Raw genomic sequence first — 21,502 nt, 5'->3', positions numbered from 1 at the left:
GAACGACCGCAAACATCCCTTCGTATGGACAAAGACCGCCGACGAAATCCTGGCAAAAGCCCAACCCAATAGGAATTAATGAAACGTGACACTAGCGCCCAACGGGCTGATATTCATTCATGATTTCGGGTTCGAGTATGACGGGGACTCTGCGGGCTGGATTGAATCAGGCGAGGCTGACGAACTTCTGCTCGCCGGTTTCATCGGTTCGTGGCGTGACGCGCTCAAGTAGTCTGAGCCACACATGGCAGGTGCGGCCAAACACCACCTGGCCAACTAACCGAGGAACGTATGCAACCACTGCTCGTAATGTTTCGCCCCAGTTGCGGTGTACCTGCCGGCCAAGGTCTGCGATACGACACCCCTCAACGCGTCCGCGACAACTTTGGCGGGTTGGTACTGGAAAAGGGCCTGTTCCGCATCTATACCCGCGGTGAGGCAGATGTGGCTCGGGGTATCGTCGCTCAGTCAAATCGGTTGTTGGCGAGTCACATTGAGGTAATCGCGGGTGATTGGCTTGGACGCTTTTATGCTTGGGACACGCGCCCGCTGGATTCCGGGGCCGGTGTGAGCTTGCTCGATCCGACTGAGGGCGAGTTCGAAGTGTGTGATGAACTGCCGGATCTGTTCGACAAGGTACTACCGGAGATGGGGCATGAGGTGCTCGAGGTGGAGCTATTCAACGAGTGGCGACTGAATGCGGTGACGCCGAATTGGATGAGTTGCGCGTCGATGGTGGTGCCATTCGAGTTGGGTGGAGAGTTGGTCGTGAGCAATTTGGAACTCGCGGACCTGAGTGTGCATTGGGGAGTGGCGTCGCAGATTTCTCAGCAGCTTCGACGAGTGGAGCCGGGTGAGTCGGTGCACTTCTCGATCGATGAAGCTGAAAGCTGAGCTGCGGGCGACGAAGAAATCGGCCTCAGCTCGTAAATGCCACCAGTAAGCAGACTCGCTCTTCTCAATCGACGCTGACGGTCAGAATCTCTTGAGGTCTTTGGCTAGTTCCTTGAGAGATGGGATCTACTCACCTTCTTTGGACTACGACCACCGCAGACGGTGGCACTGCACGACCAGCTGTTCCTGGTAACTCCGACCGAGGCTGTGGAGCGCCGCGTCGAAGGTGTCGGTATCGCCGATACTGTTGATGCATGCGCGAGGAAGATGTTGCGATCGGACGATTCTGGCGGTGGTGGGCCGACGCTGGGCGTCGGGCCGTCGTGGCCGGGTTGGTTGCACGGGACGGGGAAGCACTGGCTGCGACCGTGAGCGCGGCCGTCGAGGCCATCGATCCCGCTCTGGCATGGGAGTTCGGCACCGACGGGGCCGGTCGGCACCAGTTCGTCGTCAGCGGTGGCGGCGACCCGCGATTGCGGGCCGTCACCCAGCGCTGGGCGGATGCGAGTCCCGCCGACGACCAATTCGTATATGCGCCGGCGCGGCTCCCCGAAGCCGACATCGAGAACATTCGCGCGCAGTTCGGTGGCGTCGCGGTCGATGTCGCCGACACGCGCTTCCAGTTGTTCGTCGACGAGGAGCACTGGTGGGTGAGTGTCGGGGTCTTTCACCCGGTGTTCGCGAAGCTGCCCGACGAGGAGGCGACGCAGATCGCCTTCCTCGTGCTGGATTGGGTGCTCGGCGAGGATTGGGTCGGTCAGTGGATCGGGCCGATCGGCGTGCTGACCAGCCCGACGAACGATCTCGTCGATGTGGCGGATCTCCGGGCGGTGGTCACGGCGTTGGCTGTGCGAGCCCCGACAGACGAGTGGGCCATGCTGTCTGCCGAGACGCCGGACGGCCCGGTCCTGGTGTCGGTGCGTCGCCCGCTGCAATGGTTGTCCGCGCCCTTGGCGACGCAGGCGGTCGTGGTGCGCAGGGAGTTTCGGGCACGAGCGGACGGGCTCCCCGTGGACGGCGAGCACGAGCGGTTGACCGCCGACGAGGAGACACTGGGCGATTCGCTGCAAGGCGACGTCGAGCTGGTTGCGACGATGACGCAGGGCGGTGCCCGGACCCTGTTCCTGTACTCGCCACCTGGCGCAGGCCTCGATGCTGTTGCACAGTGGTGCCGCACGGTCGGCGCACAGTTCGATGTGCTCGAGGACCCAGGGGGGTCTGCCGTCGCAGATTTTCGTTAGCGGTATCTCTCAGAGGAGTTGGTAGTGGGCGCATGGGGATCGGGGATCTTCGACAACGACGACGCGGCCGACTGGGTCGTCGAGTTCGACGAGGCCGACCCGGATGAACGGTTGTCGGTGGTGCAGGCCGCGTTCGATGCGGTGACCGACGCCGACGACCCGGACGAACTGGAGATCGACGTCTGCTCGGCGGCATTGGCGGCGGTGGCGACCGTTGCAGCACTGATGCCGGGCGGGCCCGAGCCGGACGAGTCGTACGGACCGCAGACACTCGATGAGGCGCCGTTCGAGGTCTCTGACTCGCTGCGATCGCGAGCGGTGACCGTCGCCGAGCGGGTGCTCGACGAGGCCACCGAATGGTCGGAACTCTGGATCGAGGCCGACCGATGGGACGAGGCCAAGGAGCCTGTGAGGCAACTCGTTTCGTTCCTGCGCAGGTCAGAGTAGAACGTCGGCGGCAAAATGTGACCCTTCTCACTCGCGGGCGTGATTTGGGGCCGAAACACCGCATATGTCCTGGTCGTTCGGCGGACCCCGTCGATTTGTCTCTTGGTCACGATCCGGTAGCGTGCATCGCGTGCAAGGTGGTGGGGGAGCGCGTCGTCGCTGGCTGTTCGTGGTGGGGACCGTAATGGTTCTTGCCTTGATCACGTCATGTTCGTCGCGATTGGACAAAGACGACGACCAGGCCGAACGGCAAGTCCCGTCGATGCAGTTGAAGGAATGGTCGCAGCTACACAGCGGCCCGTACGGCATCCCGGAACGGGCACTCCGCTCCTACGCGTACGCCGCGGCGGCCATGGACAAGGCGCTCCCAGCCTGCGGAATCGGCTGGTCGACGCTCGCCGCGATCGGCGATGTGTCGAGTTCCAATGCGACCGCAGACGGCGCCGTCGTCGAATCCGATGGGGTTGCGCGGCCCTACCTGCGCGGTCTGGACCAGGCGAATCCGGCTGGTGCCAAACCGATTCCGGACACCGACGCCGGTCGCTTCGACGGCAGTGAGGTCGTCGACCGGACCATGGGCCCGATGCAGATGATGCCCAGCCGGTGGGAGCAGTTCGCCACCGACGCCGACGATGACGGCAAGGCCGACCCCGACAACATGGACGACGCGACGCTCTCGGCGGCCCGCCTGCTCTGTGCTGCCGGCGGCGACCTCCGACAGCCCGACGGCTGGGCTCGTGCGGTGGGGCAGTTCAACTCGACGCCAGGCTTTGTCGAGCGTGTCCATGAGCGCGCAGCGGTCTTCGGCCGATGAGCCGACGGCAGGTCGCGGGTGTGGTCAATCCGAATGGGGGAGTCTGACGTGAAACCGTCGCGAGTCATCAATTCTCGGCCGGCGCTGGCCGTGATCGCGCTGGGCGTGGTCTCCGTGACCGTGCTGAGCGCCTGCTCGTCCAGCAGCAGCGGTGCCACCAAGGAACAGCCGGTCAATCTCAATGCGCAGCCGCAGCTCTCGGTTCCCAACGTGAACCCGGTCGGCATGATCGTGCCGCCTGCGCCCGCCGTGCCGGAACTTCCGCGACCGGCCCCGAACGGCACCCCGACCACGCCGCAAGCACCGGTCATCATCAACCCCAACGTCCCGAATGCGCCACAAGGCCCCGACCTGTATCCGACGCCGAACCCGAATCGCGTTGGGCAACAGCGTGGCGCGGGCCAGCCCGTCACCAAGAACGGCATCACGAACGCGTTCGTCGCCAAGCTGACAGGCGCGCAGTCGGTGGACCACACCGACACCAAGTGGGGCGTCGCAGGTGCCGGCAATGCGGTGATGTGGGACAACGGTCAGGGCCAGATCATCACGGTGTTCGGCGACACCTTCGGCCGCCCGCGTCCGCAGGGTGAGCGCAGCGATCAGCCGCCGTACGTCAGCGGAGCGGGATTGAACGTCCCGATCATGCCGGCCCAGATCCCGTTCCCCGCACTGCCTTACGTCAATCTGCGGCAGGGTGGCAAGCAGGGCTCCGGGTTCGCCGGTGACACCGGGACCAAGGCGCCCACCGGGTTTGACTGGCGCGTCAACACCCTGGCGTACAGCAACACCACCAATCTGCGGCAGTTCTCCTACAGCGACTTCCTCACTGGCCAGGCCGGCCGGGCGCGTGAGGTGATCCCGGCCCGCCGGATCAACGGCAGCGAGATCACCACTCTCCCGACGTCGGGCATCTCCGTCGGCGGGCGCCAGTACCTCTCGTATGCGTCTGTGCGCCAGTATGGTCCGGCTCCCGGGTCGTGGACGTCGAACTACTCGGGCATCGCCGTGTCCGACGACAACGGCGTGACCTGGCGCAAGTCGGGCAGCGCGTTCTGGACCAACGCCGGACCCGCCCGCAACTTCCAGATGCCCGCACTTACCAAGCGCGGCAACATGGTCTACATGTTCGGCACCGAGCAGGGCCGTGTCGGCGGTGTGTACGTGGCGCGTGTTCCGGCCAACCAGATCCTCAACAAGGCGGCCTACCAGTACTGGATGGGCACCTACTGGGGACGTGGCCTCACCGCCGAGCCGCGGCCGGTGGCCTCCGGTGGCGTCGGCGAGGTGTCGGTGCAGTGGAGTCCGTCCCTGCGACGCTGGCTGATGCTGTCGACCGACGTCTTCAGCAACGGAATCGTATTGCGCCAGGCGGCAAATCCGCAGGGGCCGTGGACGGCGCCGCGAGTGGTGGCGTCGGCGACTAACTACCCGTCGATCTACGGTGCGAGCATTCACCCGTGGTCGAAGGGCAACGACCTGTACTTCACGATGTCGCAGTGGACGAGCTACAACGTCTACCTGATGCACGCCACGGTCACCCGCGCCGGCATTCCGGCACCGCGGCCGTGGGTTCCGGAGATCCCGCTGCCCGGTGGTGGTCGAATCCCGATGGGGCCCGCACCCGACCTGGGACCGCTGCCGACCCTGCAGCTCCCCAAGTCGCTGCAAGGGCCGCAAGGGAGCCCGAACGCACCTCGCGGACCGGGTGGCTGAGTTCGTCGGGGCTCGCCGGGGCGATTCCGCCGTGAGCCCAGCTCCGCTTCGTGAGCCCACCTCCGCTCCCTGAGGTGCGAGCGAAGCGAGCCTCGAAGGGTTCGTGAGACAGAGCAATTGGGTTAATAACCAGCGACGGCGACCGGGCCGTCTAGGCGCTGCGACGTCGATCAGTATGATTTTATGTCCGGAATCCGAACCTAAAATCATACTGATCCGAGTGCCCCCTTCGACGCTGTCTGGAACGGTCCGCCTCACGCGTATCCGAGGGCATAATGCCCTCGGAGGCACGTCGCGGCGACCGTTTTGGTTGCCATCCCGAGGGGGCTTGTTGAGGTGGCGTCGCCAGGTCTTCGAGGCTCGTCGCTTGCGCTCCTCGCACCTCAGGCAGCGGTGGGTAGTCGCTTGCGCTCCTCGCACCTCAGCTGAGAAGCGGAGGGGCCGACCTTAGACAGCAGTGAGAGCTCAGGCGAGGAACGGGTCCTCGCGTCGGACCGGGGCGTCGGCGAATTCGTCGGCCATGCTGGCGGCGAGTTCGACGAAGGCGCGCCGGGCGGGTTTGCTCATCAGTTCCAGGTCGACGTCGGCGCCCTCGGAGAGATGGTCGTCGAACGGAATCTGCTGCACTGCACGACATCTGGTGAGGAAGTGCTGGGCGAGCTGGTTGGTGTCGATGGTCGATGCGCCGGGTCGGGACGAGCTGAGTACCACCACAGCCCGCGATACGAGGTGCCCGTAGCCGTGGGCCTCGAGCCAGTCGAGGGTCGCGCCGGCGCTGCGCGCACCGTCGAGCGCGGGTGAGCTCACCAGGATCAGCGCGTTGGCCAGATCGAGGACTCCGTTCATCGCCGAATGGCTCAGTCCCGTACCGCAATCGGTGATGATGATGTTGTAGAACCGCTGCAAGATGGTCACCACGCCGCGGTACTCGTCCTCGTTGAACGCCTCGGCCATCGCCGGATCACGTTCGGAAGCAAGGACTTCCAATCGGCTCGGCGCTTGCGAGGTGTGCGCGCGGACGTCCGAGTATCGGTAGACGTTGTCGTCGGCGAGCAGGTCGCGCACGGTGGAGCGGGTCTGCTGCGGGATGCGCTGTGCGAGCGTGCCCAGGTCGGGATTGGCGTCGACGGCGATCACCCGGTCGCCGCGCAACGACGCGAAGGTCGACCCGAGCCCGACGGTGGTGGTGGTCTTTCCGACACCGCCCTTGAGTGACAGCACCGCGATGCGGTAGTCGCCGCGGACGGGTCGTCGTACCCGGTCGAGAAGCTGCTGGTACTCGATATCGCCCTGCGACTCACCGGGATTGATCGTGCCCGCCGAAAGAGTATGGACGGCTCGGCGCCAGCCACGGCTTGGGGCCCGACGCGCCTTCCGCAGCAGCGCCACGTCATCGAGCGCAGGTCCGGCCGGACCAGGCTGTCCGGGGAACTGTTGTCCCGGGAACTGTTGGGGCGGATAGCCTGCCGGCGGACCGTACTGGGGCCCATAGGGTGCGCCGGGTGCGGGGGGAGGTGGCGTCGGCGTGGGACCCGAACCCGCGGGTGGACCGTATGGTCCTGCCGGCGGACCCGGGTATGGCCCGGGCGGCGGTGGATCGAACACGGGGTGCTCGGGACGTCCCGGCGCGGGGTGATGCTCCGCGGCGTGCGTCGGTCCGGTGGTATGTCCTGTCGGTGTGCCCTCGGTGGGTCGCTGGCCAGCTGCCGGGGGTTGGGGCGCGAACTGCAACCACGGCGGGGTGACCGGATGTCCCGCTGCGTCTGATTGTGTTGCCGGATCGTTGGTCGGTTGCTCAGCTGTCATTGTCGGCAGTCCCCCTGGTGGATCGTTCCCCCGACGCGGTGTCGGCGGCTGCAGGGCCTGTGGCGGCACCAGTGCCGTCGGCGTTCAGTCTCGTAAACGCCTGGTTGTTGACGGCACAGGCCGGAGTGTACCCAAAGCGAGGGCGGCCGGTCGGGCCGGTGGGACGCCGAACGAGCTGTGCACAAAGTGTGGGCGCAGTCACGGACCTGTGGCAGGATCTTTTCAAGCATTCGGTCAGTGCTGACCGGGTCGGCATCTCTGCAGGTCGGCCAGTGCGGGGGCATCGACCAAGAATCCATGGATCCGAAATCCCCGACGCTGCGTCTAAAGAATCAGAAGGGGGCGATCGTGACGACATTCAGCGAGTCCATCCACCGCGATTCGATCGGTGATCATGCAGCGGCTTCTGGTGGGGGTGAGGAACTCCCGCCGGCAGACCACGGGGCGTGGGCGGCATTGCATCAGCCGGCGCAGGCACGGTCGCGGTCGGGATCGCTGTCGGTGGTCACCACCTATCAGGGTCTGCCGCTGTCGGTGCGGATCGAACCGTCGATGCTTGACAAGGAGCCATCCGTGCTCGCCGGCGAGATCTTGCGTCTCTGTCGTCAGGCCGCGATGTCCGCAGGTGTGCGGCTGCGCGCCGATCTGCTGGCCGACGGGATGGCCGCCGAGCTCGTCGACGAGATGAAACTGCCGAAGGCCGACGACGTGGCACGTGCCGAGTACCAGGACGACTCCGACGCCGATGAGCCTGTCTCGTGGCTCCGGCGCGGATGACGGGGGTGTCGAGATGAGCTGGGCGATGGACGAACTCGAAGCCCGCGCGCAGGCGCAGTTGAACGGGCTGCACGAGTTCAGCGAGAAGCTGGGGTCGATTGCGGTGCGGGCGACGTCGCCCGACGATCTCGTGACGGCGGAGGTCGACGCGAACGGTGCGCTGACCGGACTCTGGTTGGCGTCGGGTGCCAACGAACTGGGTGCCACTCGGCTCGGCGAGCAGATCGTCGCCACCGCGGCCATGGCTGCGCAGCGCGCCTTCGCTCAGCGGGCGGCGGCCACCGACGAGTTCAACGAAGCCTTCGCCGACCTGCTGGCGTCACGGCCGGCGACCTGATTGCCGCTGTTCCACAACACGATCCATCCGACATCACTACTAAGGGGGTTGTCATGACCGATGTGCGCGTGACACCAGAGGTGCTCGAGGCGTTCACCGGGACCAATGTCGCGATGGCGACGGCGGTGGGTGCGGCCGGCTCCATCAACGCGGCGGCCAACACCGCGATCATGGTGCCGGTGTTCGGACTGATCGGCCAGGAGTTCCTGGCGGCTTTCATTGCCGCGCAGGTGAATCACCTCACGTCCGTGGGCGAATTGGCGGCGGTGCATGCGGCTACGGCGGCCTCTACCGCGGCCGGTCTCGCCACCTTCGAGACGACCGACGGCAACAACGCCGCAGTCATCAGGTCCGCCCTGTGACACCGGCCCACATGCCCCACACGCCGCAGCCGTGTCTGCCCGACGTGCCGGCGATGATGCACATGACCGTGCAGGACATGGTCGACGCGACGCCGCTCGGACCCATCCTCGACACACCCGTCGCCGACGTCCTTACCCGCCTCGGTCTGCCGCCGTTGCCGGTGCTGCCGCCGCTGCCGCCGATGCCCGGTCTCCCGCCGATGCCGACCATCGACCTCGACCTGCTGATCAAACCCATGACAGATCTGTTGGGCGGCTTCGGAACCGGTGATCTCTCGAAGGCAGGCTTCGACCCATCGGCCATCTTCCAGAGTTTGTCGAAGGTGCTCGAGACAACGATGACGATGAGCAAGGGCGCACTCGGCCTCGCCGACAAACTGTGGGCTGGCCAGTCGTCGCTGGGTGCCGGTGCCAAGACCGCGCAGGCGTCGACCAACAGTGCGGCACTCGCGACGCAGGGCACCGGAATGTCCTTCGATATCAACGCCGCCGCCGCGATCGTGGCCCACGGTCTGGCTGCGGTGCAGGCGATCATCGCCGCGACCGTCGCCAAGATTGCCGCCGTGGTGCCGATGATCGTGAGCCCCGCCTTCGCGGCCGGCATCGGACTTGCGGTGGGGTTCGCCAATCTCGGCCTCGGCGAGGCCACCGCCGCGGTGGCCGCCACCCGGGCGGCGCTGCTCGCACCGACCGGCAAGATGACCGTGAACGGCACCAAGGTGCCGGTGACCAACGCGCCCAAGCCGGCTGCCGGTCCGTCGCCGTTCGCGATCGCCAGTTCGGTGCTCGACGTCGTCTCCCCGGCGCTGTCGACGGCAGTCGAATTACCCTCGGCCCTGGCGAAACCCGTCGGCAAGATGATCACCACCATCAACCAGCCGGACCGCAACCAGAACAACAATCGTGAACAGCCAAAGAAGGACAAGCCCGCTCCGGGCGGCCCGATGCCGCATCCGGTGGGCAAGGGCGGGGCGCGAGTCACTGGTGCGGCGCTCGGTGGCCTCGGCATGGTGCCGGCGCTGAACAATGCCCGGACCACCGTGCCGATCACGCCGGCAGCCGTCGAAAGCCCCGGCGCCAACGTCGCGGCCACCCCGGTGCGAGGTCCGGGCGCGGCGCAGGCGATGCCAATGGGTGCTGCCCCGGTGGGCGCGGGTGCCGCCGGGATGGGGCGCACGGCAGGCGCATCCGCCGATCAGCACGCGATTGCCGACTATCTGGTCTCGGAGATCAACGGACAGCGGATCGTCGGCGACGACCTCGAGGTGGTGCCCGCGGTGCTCGGCCACGACGAGACACCCGAACCAGATCCTGCACCCGACATCGAACTCCGGCTGGGACCAGCCAGCACGGATACAACACGGAAGTGAGACACCCATGACCGACTCACAACTTCGCGTAGATCCATCCGAACTACTCGTCGCCGCTGCGGATCTCGACCGCATCGCCGAACGGCTGGAGCATTCGGTGACCTCGGCCGGACACACCTTGCAGGTCGCGCCCCAGGGGCGTGACGAGGTGTCGATCGCCGCTGCCGACAGCTTCTCCACCGTCGCCGAGACATTTGGGGCCGACGCTGCGTCGGGCGTCCACGAGTTGCGCAAGATCGCCGCGGTGCTGAGAGCGCAGGCCGCGGGGTTCACGCAGGGCGACGATGACGCTGCCAGCATGCTCCGGGTTCCACCACTCGCGCCGCACTGAGGAGCGCGCCCTGTCGTTCCCTGAGGTGCGAGCGGAGCGAGCTTATACCGCTCCCTGAGGTGCGAGCGTAGCGAGCCTCGAAGGGCTTCCGAAAGCAAAGTCATTCAACCGATTTCATGTCCAGAGAGGAGGAGCAGTGACCGGATTCACCGGCGTCGACTGGGACGCACGAAACAGCGAACAACTCGTCTCCGATCTGGGTGACGGACCTGGGCCGGGGCCACTGGCAGAGGCCGGCCTCGCCTGGGCGAGGTTGTCGGCAGATCTGGGCGAAGCGGGCGCCGAGTACGCGGCCGTGCTCGCGAGGTTGGGTGTGCATTGGCAGTCGGCGCAGTCGAGTGCGGCCTTCGAGCGATTGACCCGACTCGCGCCGTGGTTCGCCGACACTGCAGTCGAGGCCGGATACAACGCGGCCCGCGCCCATGCGCAGGCAGCCGCGATCACGGTTGCCCGGCTGAACATGCCGGCCATCGCCGAGATCGGGCTCGTTCAACAGATGCACGAGATATCCAGGGCAGCAAACAGTGTGGTTCCGTTGATCGCCGGTGCTGCCGCGCAGATCGAGCGCGCCGCCCACGATCAACACATGCGGGCCTCGCGGGTGATGCAGGCCTACGAGGTGGCCACCGAACCCGTCGCCAAGCCCTGGAACTCGGCGTCACCGGCACCCGACCTGGTCTCCGCCGCGCCACTGGATGCCGAGCATGCCGCGCAGCGGGTAACCACCAACGCCGCGGTCCAGACTCCACCATCACCTGTTGCGTCACCGGGAGCACCGTCCGTGCTGCCCGCGGGATTTGTTGCACTGCAACAGGAGAAGCTCGCTTACATCCCGACAACTCTGGCCCAACCGCAGTCTCCGGTTCCCGGCGTGGCACGTGACTTGTCGGCACCGCAAGTCTCGCAACCCCATCCGACATCCGCAGCGCCGCCGATGGCACCGTCGCCGGTCACGGCCGCGGCCGGCGATCGTACGGTGGTCCGCGTCGTGGACTCCGGGATTCCCGGATCCAGCGAATCGGGCGTTGTTGCAACGGAATCGGAGAATCCAACCACCTGGGCCGACATCGCGGTCGCCGACCACGCCGTCGCACAGCACGTCGTCAAACCTGGATCGGTCGATCCCCGGTACACCGCCGAGACCCTGTTGCTCGGTCCGGACGGAGGGCGCCGACCATGACGACAACCGACATGACGGCAATCGCGCTCGATGTCGCGGTGCTGCGCCGCCTCGGCGAACGACACGGCGTGCAGACCTGGCCCGTGGTACTCGATGTCGACGGCGTCCTCGAACCCGAGCCGGCGAGAATGTCGCCGGCCGATCTCGACGCGCGGATCGTCGACCTCGGCCTCTGGGCGGACGACGAGCCGGTGGCCTGGCTCGGCGCAGCGATGCGGGTACTCTCCACGCCGGATCGGACCATCGAAGTCCGGACCTTCACCGACGACGGTGTCCGGCGCATGTGCCTTGCGCGGGCCGGTAACCATCACGCACTGGCCGTTCGTGACGGCACCGATGTCCACCTTCGTCTCGTCGACCTCCACGAGGCCGATGCGCTCGGGCCGCTGTTTCAGCGAGAACTCGGCGAATGCGCTCCGTGTTCCTTTGGCGCACTGAGTCATCCGACCGACGATTTCACCGATCGCTTGGGCTCATGCCGAACGGGCCTCGAGATGACTGATGCATTGCACGCCCTCGGCGCCTCGCCGACCGACGCCATGATGATCTCGGCTGCGTTAGCGTCGTGCCGAGCCCGTACCGAGATCGTCGCGATCGCGCACGACGCTGGTGTGCTCACCCAATCTTCTGGAGCGGTAGCGGTTTTCGACACCGGCAAGGGTCGAATCGTATCCAGCCCCAGTAAGTCCCTGGACGGACGTCTGTGGACCACGCTGTCGCCGGGTACGGGGCATCGGATCACGCAAGCGATTGGCCTGCTGATCGAGACCCTGCCCGACAGTCGTTGGTTCCCATGATGATTCAGGTCGGGGAACGGTCAGGGGTGTCCGCTACGTGGGCGCCAACGGGGGCATCGCCGAACGATGCCGAAACACAGGAGGAAAACTCATGCTGAATCTTCCCGGAATCGGATCGGCGGGCCCGGGGGTCGCCCTCAACGTGGCCGACGCGCAGGCAACCGCGCAGTCGGTCGCGAGCATCGTCGACGACATGAAGGAAACCATCGGCGTCATCGCCCGGCACGCGGGCAACGCCACGCCCACCTGGCAGGGCCGGGCGGGGGTGGCCTTCGACGGTACGCACACCGACTGGAACCGCGCGGCGATCACGCTCAACAACCTGCTCGACCAGATCCGCACCCAGCTGAGCCAGGGCTTCGCCGGTTACGAGGACCAGGACGCGTCGGCGGCCAACGGTCTCGCCGGCGGCCCGGTCTCGGTCTGACACTTCCCATTCCGACACGAAAGGAACTCCCATGTCCGGACAGATCAACTATGACTTCGCCTCGCTCGGCGACCTCAGCAGCGGCCTGCTCGCCGCCTTCAACCGTCTCGAGGACCTCAACGGTCAGCTGAAGACCCAGGTGGCTGCGCTGCACGGCAACTGGAACTCGGCGGACGCCAAGCAGGCCTACACCGAGGCGCAACAGAACTTCGACCGCATCTTCACCACGTCGCGTGACCAGCTGATGGCGTTGAAGACGGGTGTGTCGAATGCGAGTCGCGTGATGTCGGAAACCGACTCGAGCATCGGGCAGGGCTTCCGCGGCCTGGTCTGAGCTCCACCCGATCGCCCGTTTCGGCCCACCTGGCAATCCCGGGTGGGCCGTAACGGGACACGCTCGACGCTGATTCCCGCGCGGCGCCGGTGATCGTTCGGTTAGCGTAAATGAACGCTGCATCCGCTCTGACTCACGGGAGGATCGTTCATGGCCAATCCGTTGACGCGCATCAAATCGGTCGAGCAGTCGATGGCCGACACCGACGAGCCGGAACACAAACTCCGGAAAAACCTCAGTGCGTGGAACCTGATCGTTTTCGGCGTATCGGTGGTGATCGGCGCCGGAATCTTCACCCTCACCGTCCAGACGGCCGCCGACAAGGCCGGTCCGGCGATCTCGGTCTCCTTCATCATTGCCGCGATCACCTGTGCGTTCGCCGCGCTGTGCTACGCCGAATTCGCGTCGACGGTGCCGGTGGCCGGGTCCGCGTACACCTTCGGCTACGCGACGCTCGGCGAGTTCGTCGCCTGGATCCTCGGCTGGGACCTGATTCTCGAGTTCGCGGTGGGCGCTGCGGTGGTGGCCAAGGGCTGGTCGCAGTATGTGGTCAACGCCTTCACCACCAACAGCACCGCGTCGTCGGCCTCCTTCGACATCGGGTCGGTGACGGTCGACTGGGGCGCGATCCTGATCATCGCCGTTGTCACGACCCTGCTCGTGATCGGAACACGGCTCTCGTCGGTGGTGAGTGCCGTGATCACGGCCATCAAGGTCGGCGTGGTCCTCCTCGTCATCGTCGTCGGCTTCTTCCACATCAAGGCCGACAACTTCACGCCGTTCGTGCCGCCGGCCGAGTCCGGCGAGGGAACCCACAAGTCGGTCGATTCGACCCTGTTCTCCCTGATCAGTGGCGGAGGAGACTCCTCCTACGGCTGGTACGGCGTCCTCGCGGCGGCGTCGCTGGTGTTCTTCGCATTCATCGGGTTCGACGTCGTTGCGACAACCGCGGAAGAGACGCGCAACCCGCGCAAGGATGTGCCGCGCGGCATCCTCGGCTCGCTCGCCATCGTCACCGTCCTCTACGTGCTCGTGACGATCGTGGTGACCGGCATGGTCAGCTACAAGGAGATGGCCGGCAAGGATGCCGACCTCGCCGACGTGTTCCAGGTCGAGGGCATCACGTGGGCGGAGAAGGTCACAGCTTTCGGTGCGCTGGCAGGTCTGACGACCGTCGTCATGGTGCTGATGCTCGGACAGTCCCGGGTGCTCTTCGCGATGTGCCGCGACGGGTTGCTTCCGCGCGCGATGTCGAAGACCCATCCGCGGTTCGGCACCCCGGCTCGTCTGACGATCCTCATCGGCGTCGTATGTGCCCTGGTTGCCGGGTTCCTGCCGATCGACAAGCTGCACGAGATGGTCAACGTCGGAACGTTGTTCGCGTTCATCGTGGTCGCCATCGGCGTGATGGTCCTGCGGCGCACTCGCCCCGATCTCGAGCGGGGATTCCGCGTGCCCGGTGGCCCGGTGATCCCGGTGCTCGCGGTGATCGCCTGCATCTGGCTGATGCTGAACCTGTCGGCGCTGACCTGGATTCGGTTCCTGGTCTGGATGGTCCTCGGCGTCGCCGTGTACTTCCTGTACAGCCAACGACATTCGATGGTCGGCAAGCGTGAGCGCGGCGAGGTCCCACCCCTCGACGACGCGAAGGTGGCCCCCGAGGGTCGCGCCGAGCTCTGAGTCGGTCGTCGGTGGTGACACCTGCCACAGGTGTCGCCTGACGCCGTCCGATAGCCTCTAGTCGAACGCCTTTCGAGCTGCATCCGAGCAGCATTCCGACGCGAACGACAAGGGGAACACATGACGAGCTCCGCACTGCAGGCCGACACCCGAAACGGCATCGACTACAAGGTGGCCGACCTGTCACTCGCGGACTTCGGCCGCAAGGAGATCGAACTCGCCGAGCACGAGATGCCCGGCCTGATGTCGCTGCGCCGCGAGTACGCCGACGTCGCCCCGCTGAAGGGCGCCCGCATCTCGGGGTCGCTGCACATGACGGTCCAGACCGCGGTGCTGATCGAGACGCTCGTCGCGCTCGGCGCCGAGGTGCGCTGGGCGTCGTGCAACATCTTCTCCACCCAGGATCACGCCGCCGCGGCCGTCGTCATCGGGCCACACGGCACCCCCGACGAGCCCAAGGGCGTCCCGGTGTTCGCCTGGAAGGGTGAGACGCTCGAGGAATACTGGTGGGCGGCCGAGCAGATGCTTACCTGGCCCAACCCCGACGAGCCCGCCAACATGATCCTCGACGACGGTGGTGACGCGACCATGCTGGTCCTGCGTGGCGCCGAGTTCGAGAAGGCCGGGGTTGTTCCGCCCGCCGAGGACGATCATTCCGCCGAGTACAAGGTGTTCCTCGAGTTGCTCCGGACGGGCTTCGAGAACGACAAGTCCAAGTGGACGACCATCGCCGAGTCCGTCCAGGGCGTCACCGAGGAAACCACCACCGGCGTGCTGCGGCTCTACCAGTTCGCCGCCGCGGGTGATTTGTCCTTCCCGGCGATCAACGTCAACGACTCCGTCACCAAGAGCAAGTTCGACAACAAGTACGGCACCCGACACTCCCTGATCGATGGCATCAACCGCGGCACCGACGTGCTGATCGGCGGCAAGAAGGTTCTGATCTGTGGTTACGGCGACGTAGGCAAGGGTTGCGCGGAGTCGCTGGCCGGTCAGGGCGCGCGCGTGCAGGTCACCGAGATCGACCCGATCAACGCGCTGCAGGCCCTCATGGACGGCTTCGATGTCGTGACCGTCGAGCAGGCGATCGGCGACGCCGACATCGTCATCACCTCCACCGGCAACCTCGGCATCATCACCCTCGCGCACATGCGTCAGATGAAGTTCCAGGCCATCCTCGGCAACATCGGCCACTTCGACAACGAGATCGACATGGCCGGCCTCGAGGGGTCGGGCGCCAAGCGGATCAACATCAAGCCGCAGGTCGACCAGTGGATCTTCGAGGACGGCAAGTCAATCATCGTGCTCAGCGAGGGACGTCTGCTCAACCTGGGCAACGCGACCGGCCACCCGTCGTTCGTGATGAGCAACAGCTTCTCCAACCAGGTGATCGCGCAGATCGAACTGTGGACCAAGAACGACGAATACGACAACGAGGTCTACCGCCTGCCCAAGCATCTCGACGAGAAGGTCGCGCGCATCCACGTCGAAGCTCTCGGCGGCACGCTGACCAAGCTCACCAAGGAACAGGCCGAGTACATCAACGTCGACGTCGAAGGACCGTACAAGCCGGAGCACTACCGCTACTGATCTGCCTGATCAGCGCTCCGACCTGGGGAAACACGATGGCGTCGTGCCCGCAAAATCTAGGGGAAGAACTTCTTCCCCGGGTTTCATAATCGTCCGCGAATTTTCTGGGGGAGGACACCGAGGGTAGGGGAGGAAGTTTCCTCCCCTACTTTTGTGGGCCGCGTGCTCCTGGCGTCACGTTCGGCGGGAACGCGATGACTGGTGACGGAGATCGGGCCCGTCCGCTTCGGGACACACCCGGATGACCACGATCCGCGGTTGGCTCAGCGAGGTGCTACCGACACTCTGTGTCCTGTTGGAGAATCTGTGTGCTGCAGCACCCAGTTGACCCGATTCGACACAGGGTGTGGCCGCCACGAGCGGAGTCTCAGCCGACGGCCCTCACGTCCCGATCGACGGCTCGGCTCCGGGGCAGTACAGCCATTGGTTGTTCTCCTTGAGCAGCCGGGCATTCGCCGGTTCCGACGCTGTGCGCCGGGTGCCCTCTTCGACGTGGACGAGCATGCGTGTCTGCGCGAAGTCGCCGTCGATCTGGGTCGCGAGCAGCGATTCGATGATGATGTTGCCCGGCTTGCTGGGCAGCGTCACTTGGCTGCGGTTCTGGCTGCAGACGGCGGCCTTCATGCGCGTGAGGTCCCGGGCGTTTCCGGCCGTCACATAGTTCTGCATCGCGACCTGAATCGCAGCGACTTCGGTCGGATCTCCGCCGCTGGGCGGGGTCGTGGAGTCGGGCGTCGAATACGTCGAATAGGGCGAATCGGTTGTCGTAGTGTCCGACGTGGTCTGCGTCGTCGACGCCGCGGCAGGCGTGTCGTCGCCCGATGAGTTCGATTTGACGATCAGCGTCACCACCAGGCCGGCGATCGCGAGGACCGCGATGACGCCGCACACGATGGCCGCGATGGTGCCCCCGTTGCCGCCCCCGTTCGGGGGCCGACCGGGACCCGGTGGGGAATAGCCGGGACCTGGACCGAACTGGCCGGGTCCAGGCGGTCCCGGCGGCCCGTAAGGCGTTGCCGCAGGACCGTACTGGCCGGCCGGACCGGTCGTCGGCGGTTGCAGCGGACCCGGGCCGGACAGACCTGGAAAACCCCCGGTCGGCGGCCCGACCGGATGCGAACGCGGACCGGGAGGCGGCCCTGCGCGACCACCCGGTGGCGGCGGCTGAAACGTCATGGGTACTCCTGCGCTGAAGTCATTGTTTCCAGGCTATCCAAGCGACGGGGGGCCGTCACCGCACGGTCATTCGGGTAGCAGAAGTCGTGCCAAGATCGAGATGTCGCCACCGTCGAATTCGGTCCACGGCGAACGCCAGGACGTGCTCGCCAGACCGCGGTAGACCGCGTCGACCCGACGTTGGAGGTCGGCGTCGCGCTCGTAGTGATCGCGTGCGCGAGTCGCGTCGGCGTCGGCCCGGGACTCGGCGCGTGCCATCGCGACCTCCGCGGGCACCCCGAGCAGGACCTGCCGGTCGGGCAGCGGTAATCCGAACCGCCCGAACTCGAGGTCGGCGACCCAGTGGACGACCTCACCATCGGCGTCCTGATGGAGCCGGGCAGCACTGTAGGCGGCATTCGACGCGACGTAGCGGTCGAGGATCACCACGTCGAATTCGCTTCGGGCAGAGCGGATCTCGTCGGCAGCGTCGGCACGGTCCAAAGCAAACAGCAGAGCCATCGCGTACACACTGTCGCGCAGGTCGCCGTGCTTGCCGTGCAGCGCCTCGGCTGCGATGTCGGCCGTCGCGGTACGGCCGTACCGAGGGAAGGTCAACTGCGCGACGCGTGCTCCGCGCGAGTGCCAGTGCTCGACCAGGCCGGTCACCAACGTGTTCTTGCCCGCCCCGTCGAGGCCCTCCACCGCGATCAGCTCGCCCACGACCTGCAGCATATAGAGCAGACCACCACAGCTGCCCGGCGCGTCGATCACCACGGTTGCATCACGGAAGTGTCACCATTGGTGCATGAAGCCGCGCATCCTTGTCGTCGACGACGACGCCGCTCTCGCCGAGATGCTGACGATCGTGTTGCGCGGGGAGGGCTTTGAACCGTTCGTCGTCGGTGACGGCACCCAGGCCCTGACCGCGGTCCGCGAGATCCGGCCCGACCTGGTGCTGCTGGACCTGATGCTGCCAGGCATGAACGGCATCGACGTGTGCCGCGTGCTGCGGGCCGACTCGGGCGTCCCGATCGTGATGCTGACCGCCAAGTCCGACACCGTCGACGTGGTGCTCGGCCTGGAGTCCGGCGCCGACGACTACATGGTCAAGCCGTTCAAGCCGAAGGAACTGGTCGCCCGCGTGCGTGCCCGGCTGCGTCGCACCGACGAAGAGCCGGCCGAACTGCTGTCCATCGGCCCGGTCGAGATCGACGTCCCCGCCCACAAAGTCACCCGCGAAGGCGTACCCATCTCGCTGACCCCACTCGAGTTCGACCTGCTGGTCGCGCTGGCCCGCAAGCCGCGTCAGGTCTTCACCCGGGACGTGCTCCTCGAACAGGTGTGGGGCTACCGCCATCCGGCGGACACTAGACTCGTCAACGTGCATGTCCAGCGGTTACGCGCCAAGGTCGAGACGGACCCGGAGAATCCCGAGGTCGTCCTGACAGTGAGGGGGGTCGGCTACAAGGCCGGCCCGCCGTGATCGGGAGACCTCGGCGACGCGTCAACAGCACCTTCGGACGATTCACTCGCGCAGCGAGCAGCCTGGGCCGGGCCTTCGGTCACATCTGGCGGCGGTCACTGCAACTGCGTGTGGTGGTCTCGACGTTGGTGCTGTCTTTTGTCGTGCTCCTGATCTTGGGTTTTGTGCTCATCAGCCAGATCACCGACCGCCTGCTCGACGTAAAACTCACGGCCGCGACCGAGGAGGTCGACCGCGCACGCGTGGCCGTCGAACGCGACCTCTCCAGCGGCGACGGCAACATGTCGGTGCAGAACCGGCTGCGGCAGACACGCTCGTTGCTCACCGACCGTGATGTCGACACCGGCGAGAGTTCGGGTGCGGTCGGCACCTTCGACACCGTGCTGCTGGTGCCCGGGTCCGACGCCGACGGCGCTCCGCCGGGCGTCGGTCCGACGTCGGAGATACCGCAAACGCTGCGGGACATGGTGCAGGGCGGTCAGGTCGCCTACCAGTACACGTCGGTCCCCACCGGGAGTGGCGGTTCGGAACCGGCACTCATCATCGGCTCGCCGACCAACGCGTCGGTTCCCGGTCTCGAGCTGTATCTCGTCTTCCCGCTGACCAACGAACAGAACACCGTCGACCTGGTCCGCGGCACCCTGCTCACCGGTGGCCTGGTACTGCTCGGGTTGCTGGCGGCCATCGCGTGGCTGGTGTCGCGGCAGGTGGTGATCCCGGTGCGGTCGGCGTCGCGGATCGCGGTCCGGTTCGCCGACGGCCGCCTCAAGGAACGAATGCCGGTGCGCGGCGAGGACGACATGGCGCGCCTGGCGATGTCGTTCAACGACATGGCCGAGAGCTTGTCCAAACAGATCACGCATCTCGAAGAGTTCGGTGGTCTGCAACGGCAGTTCACCTCCGACGTCAGCCACGAGCTGCGCACGCCGCTGACGACGGTCCGGATGGCCAGCGACGTGCTCTACGACGGCCGCGACGAACTCGACCCGGTGCGCAAGCGGTCGGTCGAGCTGCTCGACAAGGAGCTCGACCGGTTCGAGACGCTGCTCAACGAACTCCTCGAGATCTCCCGCCACGACGCCGGCATGGCGGAATTGGCGGCCGAACGCATGGACATGGCCATCCCGATCGATGCTGCACTGGCCACGGTCGGGCGCCTGGCCGAGGAGACCGGGACCGAGCTCATCCTCGACCTCCCCGCCGAACCGGTGACCGCCGAGATCGACCCGCGCCGCGTCGAACGCATCCTGCGGAATCTGCTGGCCAACGCCATCGACCACGGCGAACGCAAACCGGTGACGCTCACCATGCGCTCCGACGGTGATGCCGTGGCACTCACCGTCCGCGACCAGGGCATCGGCTTGCGGCCCGGCGAAGAGAAACTCGTGTTCAACCGGTTCTGGCGGTCGGATCCGTCGCGGTTCCGGCGGTCCGGCGGTACCGGTCTCGGTCTGGCGATCAGTATCGAGGACGCACGCCTGCACCAGGGACGTCTCGAGGCATGGGGCGAACCCGGCCGCGGCGCCTGTTTCCGCCTGACCCTGCCGCTGGTTCGTGGCCACAAGGTCCTGGGCAGTCCGCTGCCGCTCAAACCGGTCTCGAGCACCACCCGCACCACGGCCCGCACCGCCACGCGGACCTCGGGGGCGACCGATGACTAAGTCTCGTCTCGTCGTCGTGACGATCCTGACGATCGTCGGCGCGTTCCTCGCGGGCTGCGGCTCGATCCCGAACAACTCGTCGCCGCAGCCGATCAAGTCGTTCGAGCGGGAAGGCGCGACCGACGAGGTGCCGGTGCCCGAGCGCGACATGGACCCCGAGTCGCTGGTCCGCGCCTTCCTCAAGGCGACGGCGGCTCCGGAGAACGGTCATCGCGCAGCGCGGCGGTTCCTCACCCGCACGTCGTCCCAACAGTGGGACGACGGCGGCGACGCGGCCATCGTCGACGAGATCAGCATCTTCATCGACCAGCGCGACGAGGACTCGGTCAGGATGCGGCTCATCGGCGACAGCTACGGGACCCTGAGGTCCGACGGTCAGCTGGTGCCGGCGACCGGACGGATCGAGACCGCCATCAGCCTGGTGCGGGTCGCCGATCAGTGGCGCATCGACGGGCCGCTGCCCGACGAGATGTTGATCGATCGCGACCAGTTCGAGGCGTCGTATCGAGCGGTGTCGCTGTACTACACCGACCGCACCGGACGCCGTCTCGTGCCCGATCCGCGCTGGTTGTATGCCGGCCAGAACAACGATCCGACGGCCCTGGTGAACCTGCTCATCGCGGGACCGTCGGCCGACCTCGCGTCGGCGGTGGCGACCGGCTTCCCTGAGGGCGCGGCGCTGCGGGGTCCGGTGGCGCCGCTGGCCGGTGGTGGCGTGCGCATCGAGCTCACCGGGATCACCACCCAATCGGTTCGAGACCGGACAGTGCTTGCGGCGCAGATCATCTGGACGCTCGCCGGCGCCAACGTGCCGGGCCCGTACGTCATCAACGCCGACGGCGGGGCGCTCGTGGCCGAACGCGCGTCGGGCTGGCAGACGACCGATGTGAAGGCCTTCGATCCGACGCTGATCCCGGCCACCGACGTCGGACTCAACATCATCACGGGTGGGTCGCTCCTGGCCGTCACGAACACCGGAACGGTGCCTGTCGCCGGGTCGCTCGGAGCCGGCCGGGCGGTGGCGTCCGCGTCGATCTCCCCGGATGGTCGTCGGGTCGCGGCGGCTCTCAACCGCGTCGGACCCGGTCCGCGGATGGAGT

22 protein-coding genes are annotated in these 21,502 nt (G+C 66.4%); 19 read left to right on the top strand and 3 right to left on the bottom strand.

Annotated elements, in window-relative coordinates; all coding sequences use genetic code 11:
• The first annotated feature begins 291 nt into the window (after positions 1 to 291).
• From ABZW74_RS20330 to ABZW74_RS20310, 5 genes are all read left to right on the top strand, one after another.
• A complete protein-coding gene (locus ABZW74_RS20330) occupies positions 292 to 894 on the top strand; it encodes a hypothetical protein (RefSeq protein WP_355278858.1) in 603 nt (200 codons plus the stop codon).
• Between the two features lie 254 nt (positions 895 to 1,148).
• A complete protein-coding gene (locus ABZW74_RS20325) occupies positions 1,149 to 2,135 on the top strand; it encodes a hypothetical protein (RefSeq protein ID WP_355278855.1) in 987 nt (328 codons plus the stop codon).
• A gap of 24 nt (positions 2,136 to 2,159) precedes the next feature.
• Entirely contained in the window at positions 2,160 to 2,582 is a 423-nt protein-coding gene (locus ABZW74_RS20320; protein WP_240856723.1) for a DUF4259 domain-containing protein, read from the top strand.
• A 121-nt stretch (positions 2,583 to 2,703) separates the two neighbouring features.
• Entirely contained in the window at positions 2,704 to 3,396 is a 693-nt protein-coding gene (locus ABZW74_RS20315) for a lytic murein transglycosylase (RefSeq protein ID WP_355278852.1), read from the top strand.
• A 48-nt stretch (positions 3,397 to 3,444) separates the two neighbouring features.
• Complete coding sequence (locus ABZW74_RS20310) at positions 3,445 to 5,109, top strand: DUF4185 domain-containing protein (RefSeq protein ID WP_355278849.1); 1,665 nt, start codon at positions 3,445 to 3,447, stop codon at positions 5,107 to 5,109.
• Positions 5,110 to 5,574: 465 nt separating this feature from the next.
• On the opposite strand, the gene ABZW74_RS20305 is transcribed toward ABZW74_RS20310, so the two are convergent.
• The gene (locus ABZW74_RS20305; protein WP_355278861.1) at positions 5,575 to 6,987 is read right to left on the bottom strand and encodes a MinD/ParA family protein; all 1,413 of its coding nucleotides are present in this window, start codon (positions 6,985 to 6,987) and stop codon (positions 5,575 to 5,577) included.
• 276 nt (positions 6,988 to 7,263) lie between these two features.
• On the opposite strand from ABZW74_RS20305, the gene ABZW74_RS20300 reads away from it, so the two are divergent.
• The 11 genes from ABZW74_RS20300 (at position 7,264) to ahcY (ending at position 16,100) form a co-directional block, all read left to right on the top strand.
• The gene (locus ABZW74_RS20300) at positions 7,264 to 7,692 is read left to right on the top strand and encodes a hypothetical protein (protein WP_240856727.1); all 429 of its coding nucleotides are present in this window, start codon (positions 7,264 to 7,266) and stop codon (positions 7,690 to 7,692) included.
• Positions 7,693 to 7,705: 13 nt separating this feature from the next.
• Complete coding sequence (locus ABZW74_RS20295) at positions 7,706 to 8,029, top strand: YbaB/EbfC family nucleoid-associated protein (RefSeq protein ID WP_240856728.1); 324 nt, start codon at positions 7,706 to 7,708, stop codon at positions 8,027 to 8,029.
• Between the two features lie 53 nt (positions 8,030 to 8,082).
• Positions 8,083 to 8,391 (top strand): type VII secretion target, encoded by a 309-nt coding sequence (locus ABZW74_RS20290; protein ID WP_240856729.1) that lies wholly within the window; start codon positions 8,083 to 8,085, stop codon positions 8,389 to 8,391.
• Between the two features lie 11 nt (positions 8,392 to 8,402).
• Positions 8,403 to 9,761, top strand: a complete 1,359-nt coding sequence (locus ABZW74_RS20285) for a hypothetical protein (protein WP_355278846.1) — start codon at positions 8,403 to 8,405, stop codon at positions 9,759 to 9,761.
• A gap of 7 nt (positions 9,762 to 9,768) precedes the next feature.
• Positions 9,769 to 10,092 (top strand): PE family protein, encoded by a 324-nt coding sequence (locus tag ABZW74_RS20280; protein WP_355278843.1) that lies wholly within the window; start codon positions 9,769 to 9,771, stop codon positions 10,090 to 10,092.
• Between the two features lie 136 nt (positions 10,093 to 10,228).
• Positions 10,229 to 11,272, top strand: a complete 1,044-nt coding sequence (locus tag ABZW74_RS20275; RefSeq protein WP_355278840.1) for a PPE domain-containing protein — start codon at positions 10,229 to 10,231, stop codon at positions 11,270 to 11,272.
• Positions 11,269 to 12,069: an ESX secretion-associated protein EspG gene (locus ABZW74_RS20270; RefSeq protein ID WP_240856733.1), complete on the top strand. Its 801-nt coding sequence runs from the start codon at positions 11,269 to 11,271 to the stop codon at positions 12,067 to 12,069. The genes ABZW74_RS20275 and ABZW74_RS20270 overlap by 4 nt, the downstream gene beginning before the upstream one ends.
• Positions 12,070 to 12,160: 91 nt before the next feature.
• Positions 12,161 to 12,496 (top strand): WXG100 family type VII secretion target, encoded by a 336-nt coding sequence (locus ABZW74_RS20265; RefSeq protein ID WP_355278837.1) that lies wholly within the window; start codon positions 12,161 to 12,163, stop codon positions 12,494 to 12,496.
• Between the two features lie 31 nt (positions 12,497 to 12,527).
• Complete coding sequence (locus tag ABZW74_RS20260; RefSeq protein ID WP_240856735.1) at positions 12,528 to 12,830, top strand: WXG100 family type VII secretion target; 303 nt, start codon at positions 12,528 to 12,530, stop codon at positions 12,828 to 12,830.
• A 150-nt stretch (positions 12,831 to 12,980) separates the two neighbouring features.
• Positions 12,981 to 14,510, top strand: a complete 1,530-nt coding sequence (locus ABZW74_RS20255; RefSeq protein WP_355278835.1) for an amino acid permease — start codon at positions 12,981 to 12,983, stop codon at positions 14,508 to 14,510.
• A gap of 120 nt (positions 14,511 to 14,630) precedes the next feature.
• The gene (gene ahcY / locus ABZW74_RS20250; protein WP_355278832.1) at positions 14,631 to 16,100 is read left to right on the top strand and encodes an adenosylhomocysteinase; all 1,470 of its coding nucleotides are present in this window, start codon (positions 14,631 to 14,633) and stop codon (positions 16,098 to 16,100) included.
• Positions 16,101 to 16,481: 381 nt separating this feature from the next.
• Here ahcY and ABZW74_RS20245 read toward each other — a convergent pair whose 3' ends face one another.
• Both ABZW74_RS20245 and ABZW74_RS20240 read right to left on the bottom strand, forming a co-directional pair.
• A complete protein-coding gene (locus tag ABZW74_RS20245) occupies positions 16,482 to 17,276 on the bottom strand; it encodes a hypothetical protein (RefSeq protein WP_240856738.1) in 795 nt (264 codons plus the stop codon).
• 66 nt (positions 17,277 to 17,342) lie between these two features.
• Positions 17,343 to 17,978 carry a dTMP kinase gene (locus ABZW74_RS20240; protein WP_240856739.1) on the bottom strand — a complete coding sequence of 212 codons (636 nt, stop codon included), beginning with the start codon at positions 17,976 to 17,978 and terminating at the stop codon, positions 17,343 to 17,345.
• Between the two features lie 85 nt (positions 17,979 to 18,063).
• Here ABZW74_RS20240 and mtrA point away from each other — a divergent pair, with 85 nt between their 5' ends.
• From mtrA to ABZW74_RS20225, 3 genes are all read left to right on the top strand, one after another.
• On the top strand, positions 18,064 to 18,741 hold the full coding sequence (gene mtrA, locus ABZW74_RS20235) for an MtrAB system response regulator MtrA (RefSeq protein ID WP_240856740.1): 678 nt from the start codon (positions 18,064 to 18,066) through the stop codon (positions 18,739 to 18,741).
• Positions 18,738 to 20,402: an MtrAB system histidine kinase MtrB gene (gene mtrB / locus ABZW74_RS20230; RefSeq protein ID WP_355278829.1), complete on the top strand. Its 1,665-nt coding sequence runs from the start codon at positions 18,738 to 18,740 to the stop codon at positions 20,400 to 20,402. Before mtrA ends, mtrB begins: the two co-directional genes overlap by 4 nt.
• Positions 20,395 to 21,502, top strand: a 1,108-nt coding sequence (locus tag ABZW74_RS20225) for a GerMN domain-containing protein (RefSeq protein ID WP_355278827.1), incomplete at its 3' end; no start/stop codon positions are given. The genes mtrB and ABZW74_RS20225, both read left to right, overlap by 8 nt.

The organism is Gordonia sp. NPDC003585 (assembly GCF_040610755.1).
In the GTDB taxonomy this organism is placed as follows: Bacteria; Actinomycetota; Actinomycetes; order Mycobacteriales; family Mycobacteriaceae; genus Gordonia.
This window is presented reverse-complemented; position numbering and strand designations above follow the sequence as displayed.

Coding starts and splice junctions, on each gene's coding strand:
- ABZW74_RS20330 (WP_355278858.1), top strand. CDS start 292: ATGCAACCACTGCTCGTAATGTTTCGCCCCAGTTGCGGTGTACCTGCC.
- ahcY (WP_355278832.1), top strand. CDS start 14,631: ATGACGAGCTCCGCACTGCAGGCCGACACCCGAAACGGCATCGACTAC.
- ABZW74_RS20270 (WP_240856733.1), top strand. CDS start 11,269: ATGACGACAACCGACATGACGGCAATCGCGCTCGATGTCGCGGTGCTG.
- mtrA (WP_240856740.1), top strand. CDS start 18,064: ATGAAGCCGCGCATCCTTGTCGTCGACGACGACGCCGCTCTCGCCGAG.
- ABZW74_RS20325 (WP_355278855.1), top strand. CDS start 1,149: ATGCGCGAGGAAGATGTTGCGATCGGACGATTCTGGCGGTGGTGGGCC.
- ABZW74_RS20255 (WP_355278835.1), top strand. CDS start 12,981: ATGGCCAATCCGTTGACGCGCATCAAATCGGTCGAGCAGTCGATGGCC.
- ABZW74_RS20285 (WP_355278846.1), top strand. CDS start 8,403: ATGCCCCACACGCCGCAGCCGTGTCTGCCCGACGTGCCGGCGATGATG.
- ABZW74_RS20260 (WP_240856735.1), top strand. CDS start 12,528: ATGTCCGGACAGATCAACTATGACTTCGCCTCGCTCGGCGACCTCAGC.
- ABZW74_RS20280 (WP_355278843.1), top strand. CDS start 9,769: ATGACCGACTCACAACTTCGCGTAGATCCATCCGAACTACTCGTCGCC.
- ABZW74_RS20295 (WP_240856728.1), top strand. CDS start 7,706: ATGAGCTGGGCGATGGACGAACTCGAAGCCCGCGCGCAGGCGCAGTTG.
- ABZW74_RS20245 (WP_240856738.1), bottom strand. CDS start 17,276: ATGACGTTTCAGCCGCCGCCACCGGGTGGTCGCGCAGGGCCGCCTCCC.
- ABZW74_RS20290 (WP_240856729.1), top strand. CDS start 8,083: ATGACCGATGTGCGCGTGACACCAGAGGTGCTCGAGGCGTTCACCGGG.
- ABZW74_RS20265 (WP_355278837.1), top strand. CDS start 12,161: ATGCTGAATCTTCCCGGAATCGGATCGGCGGGCCCGGGGGTCGCCCTC.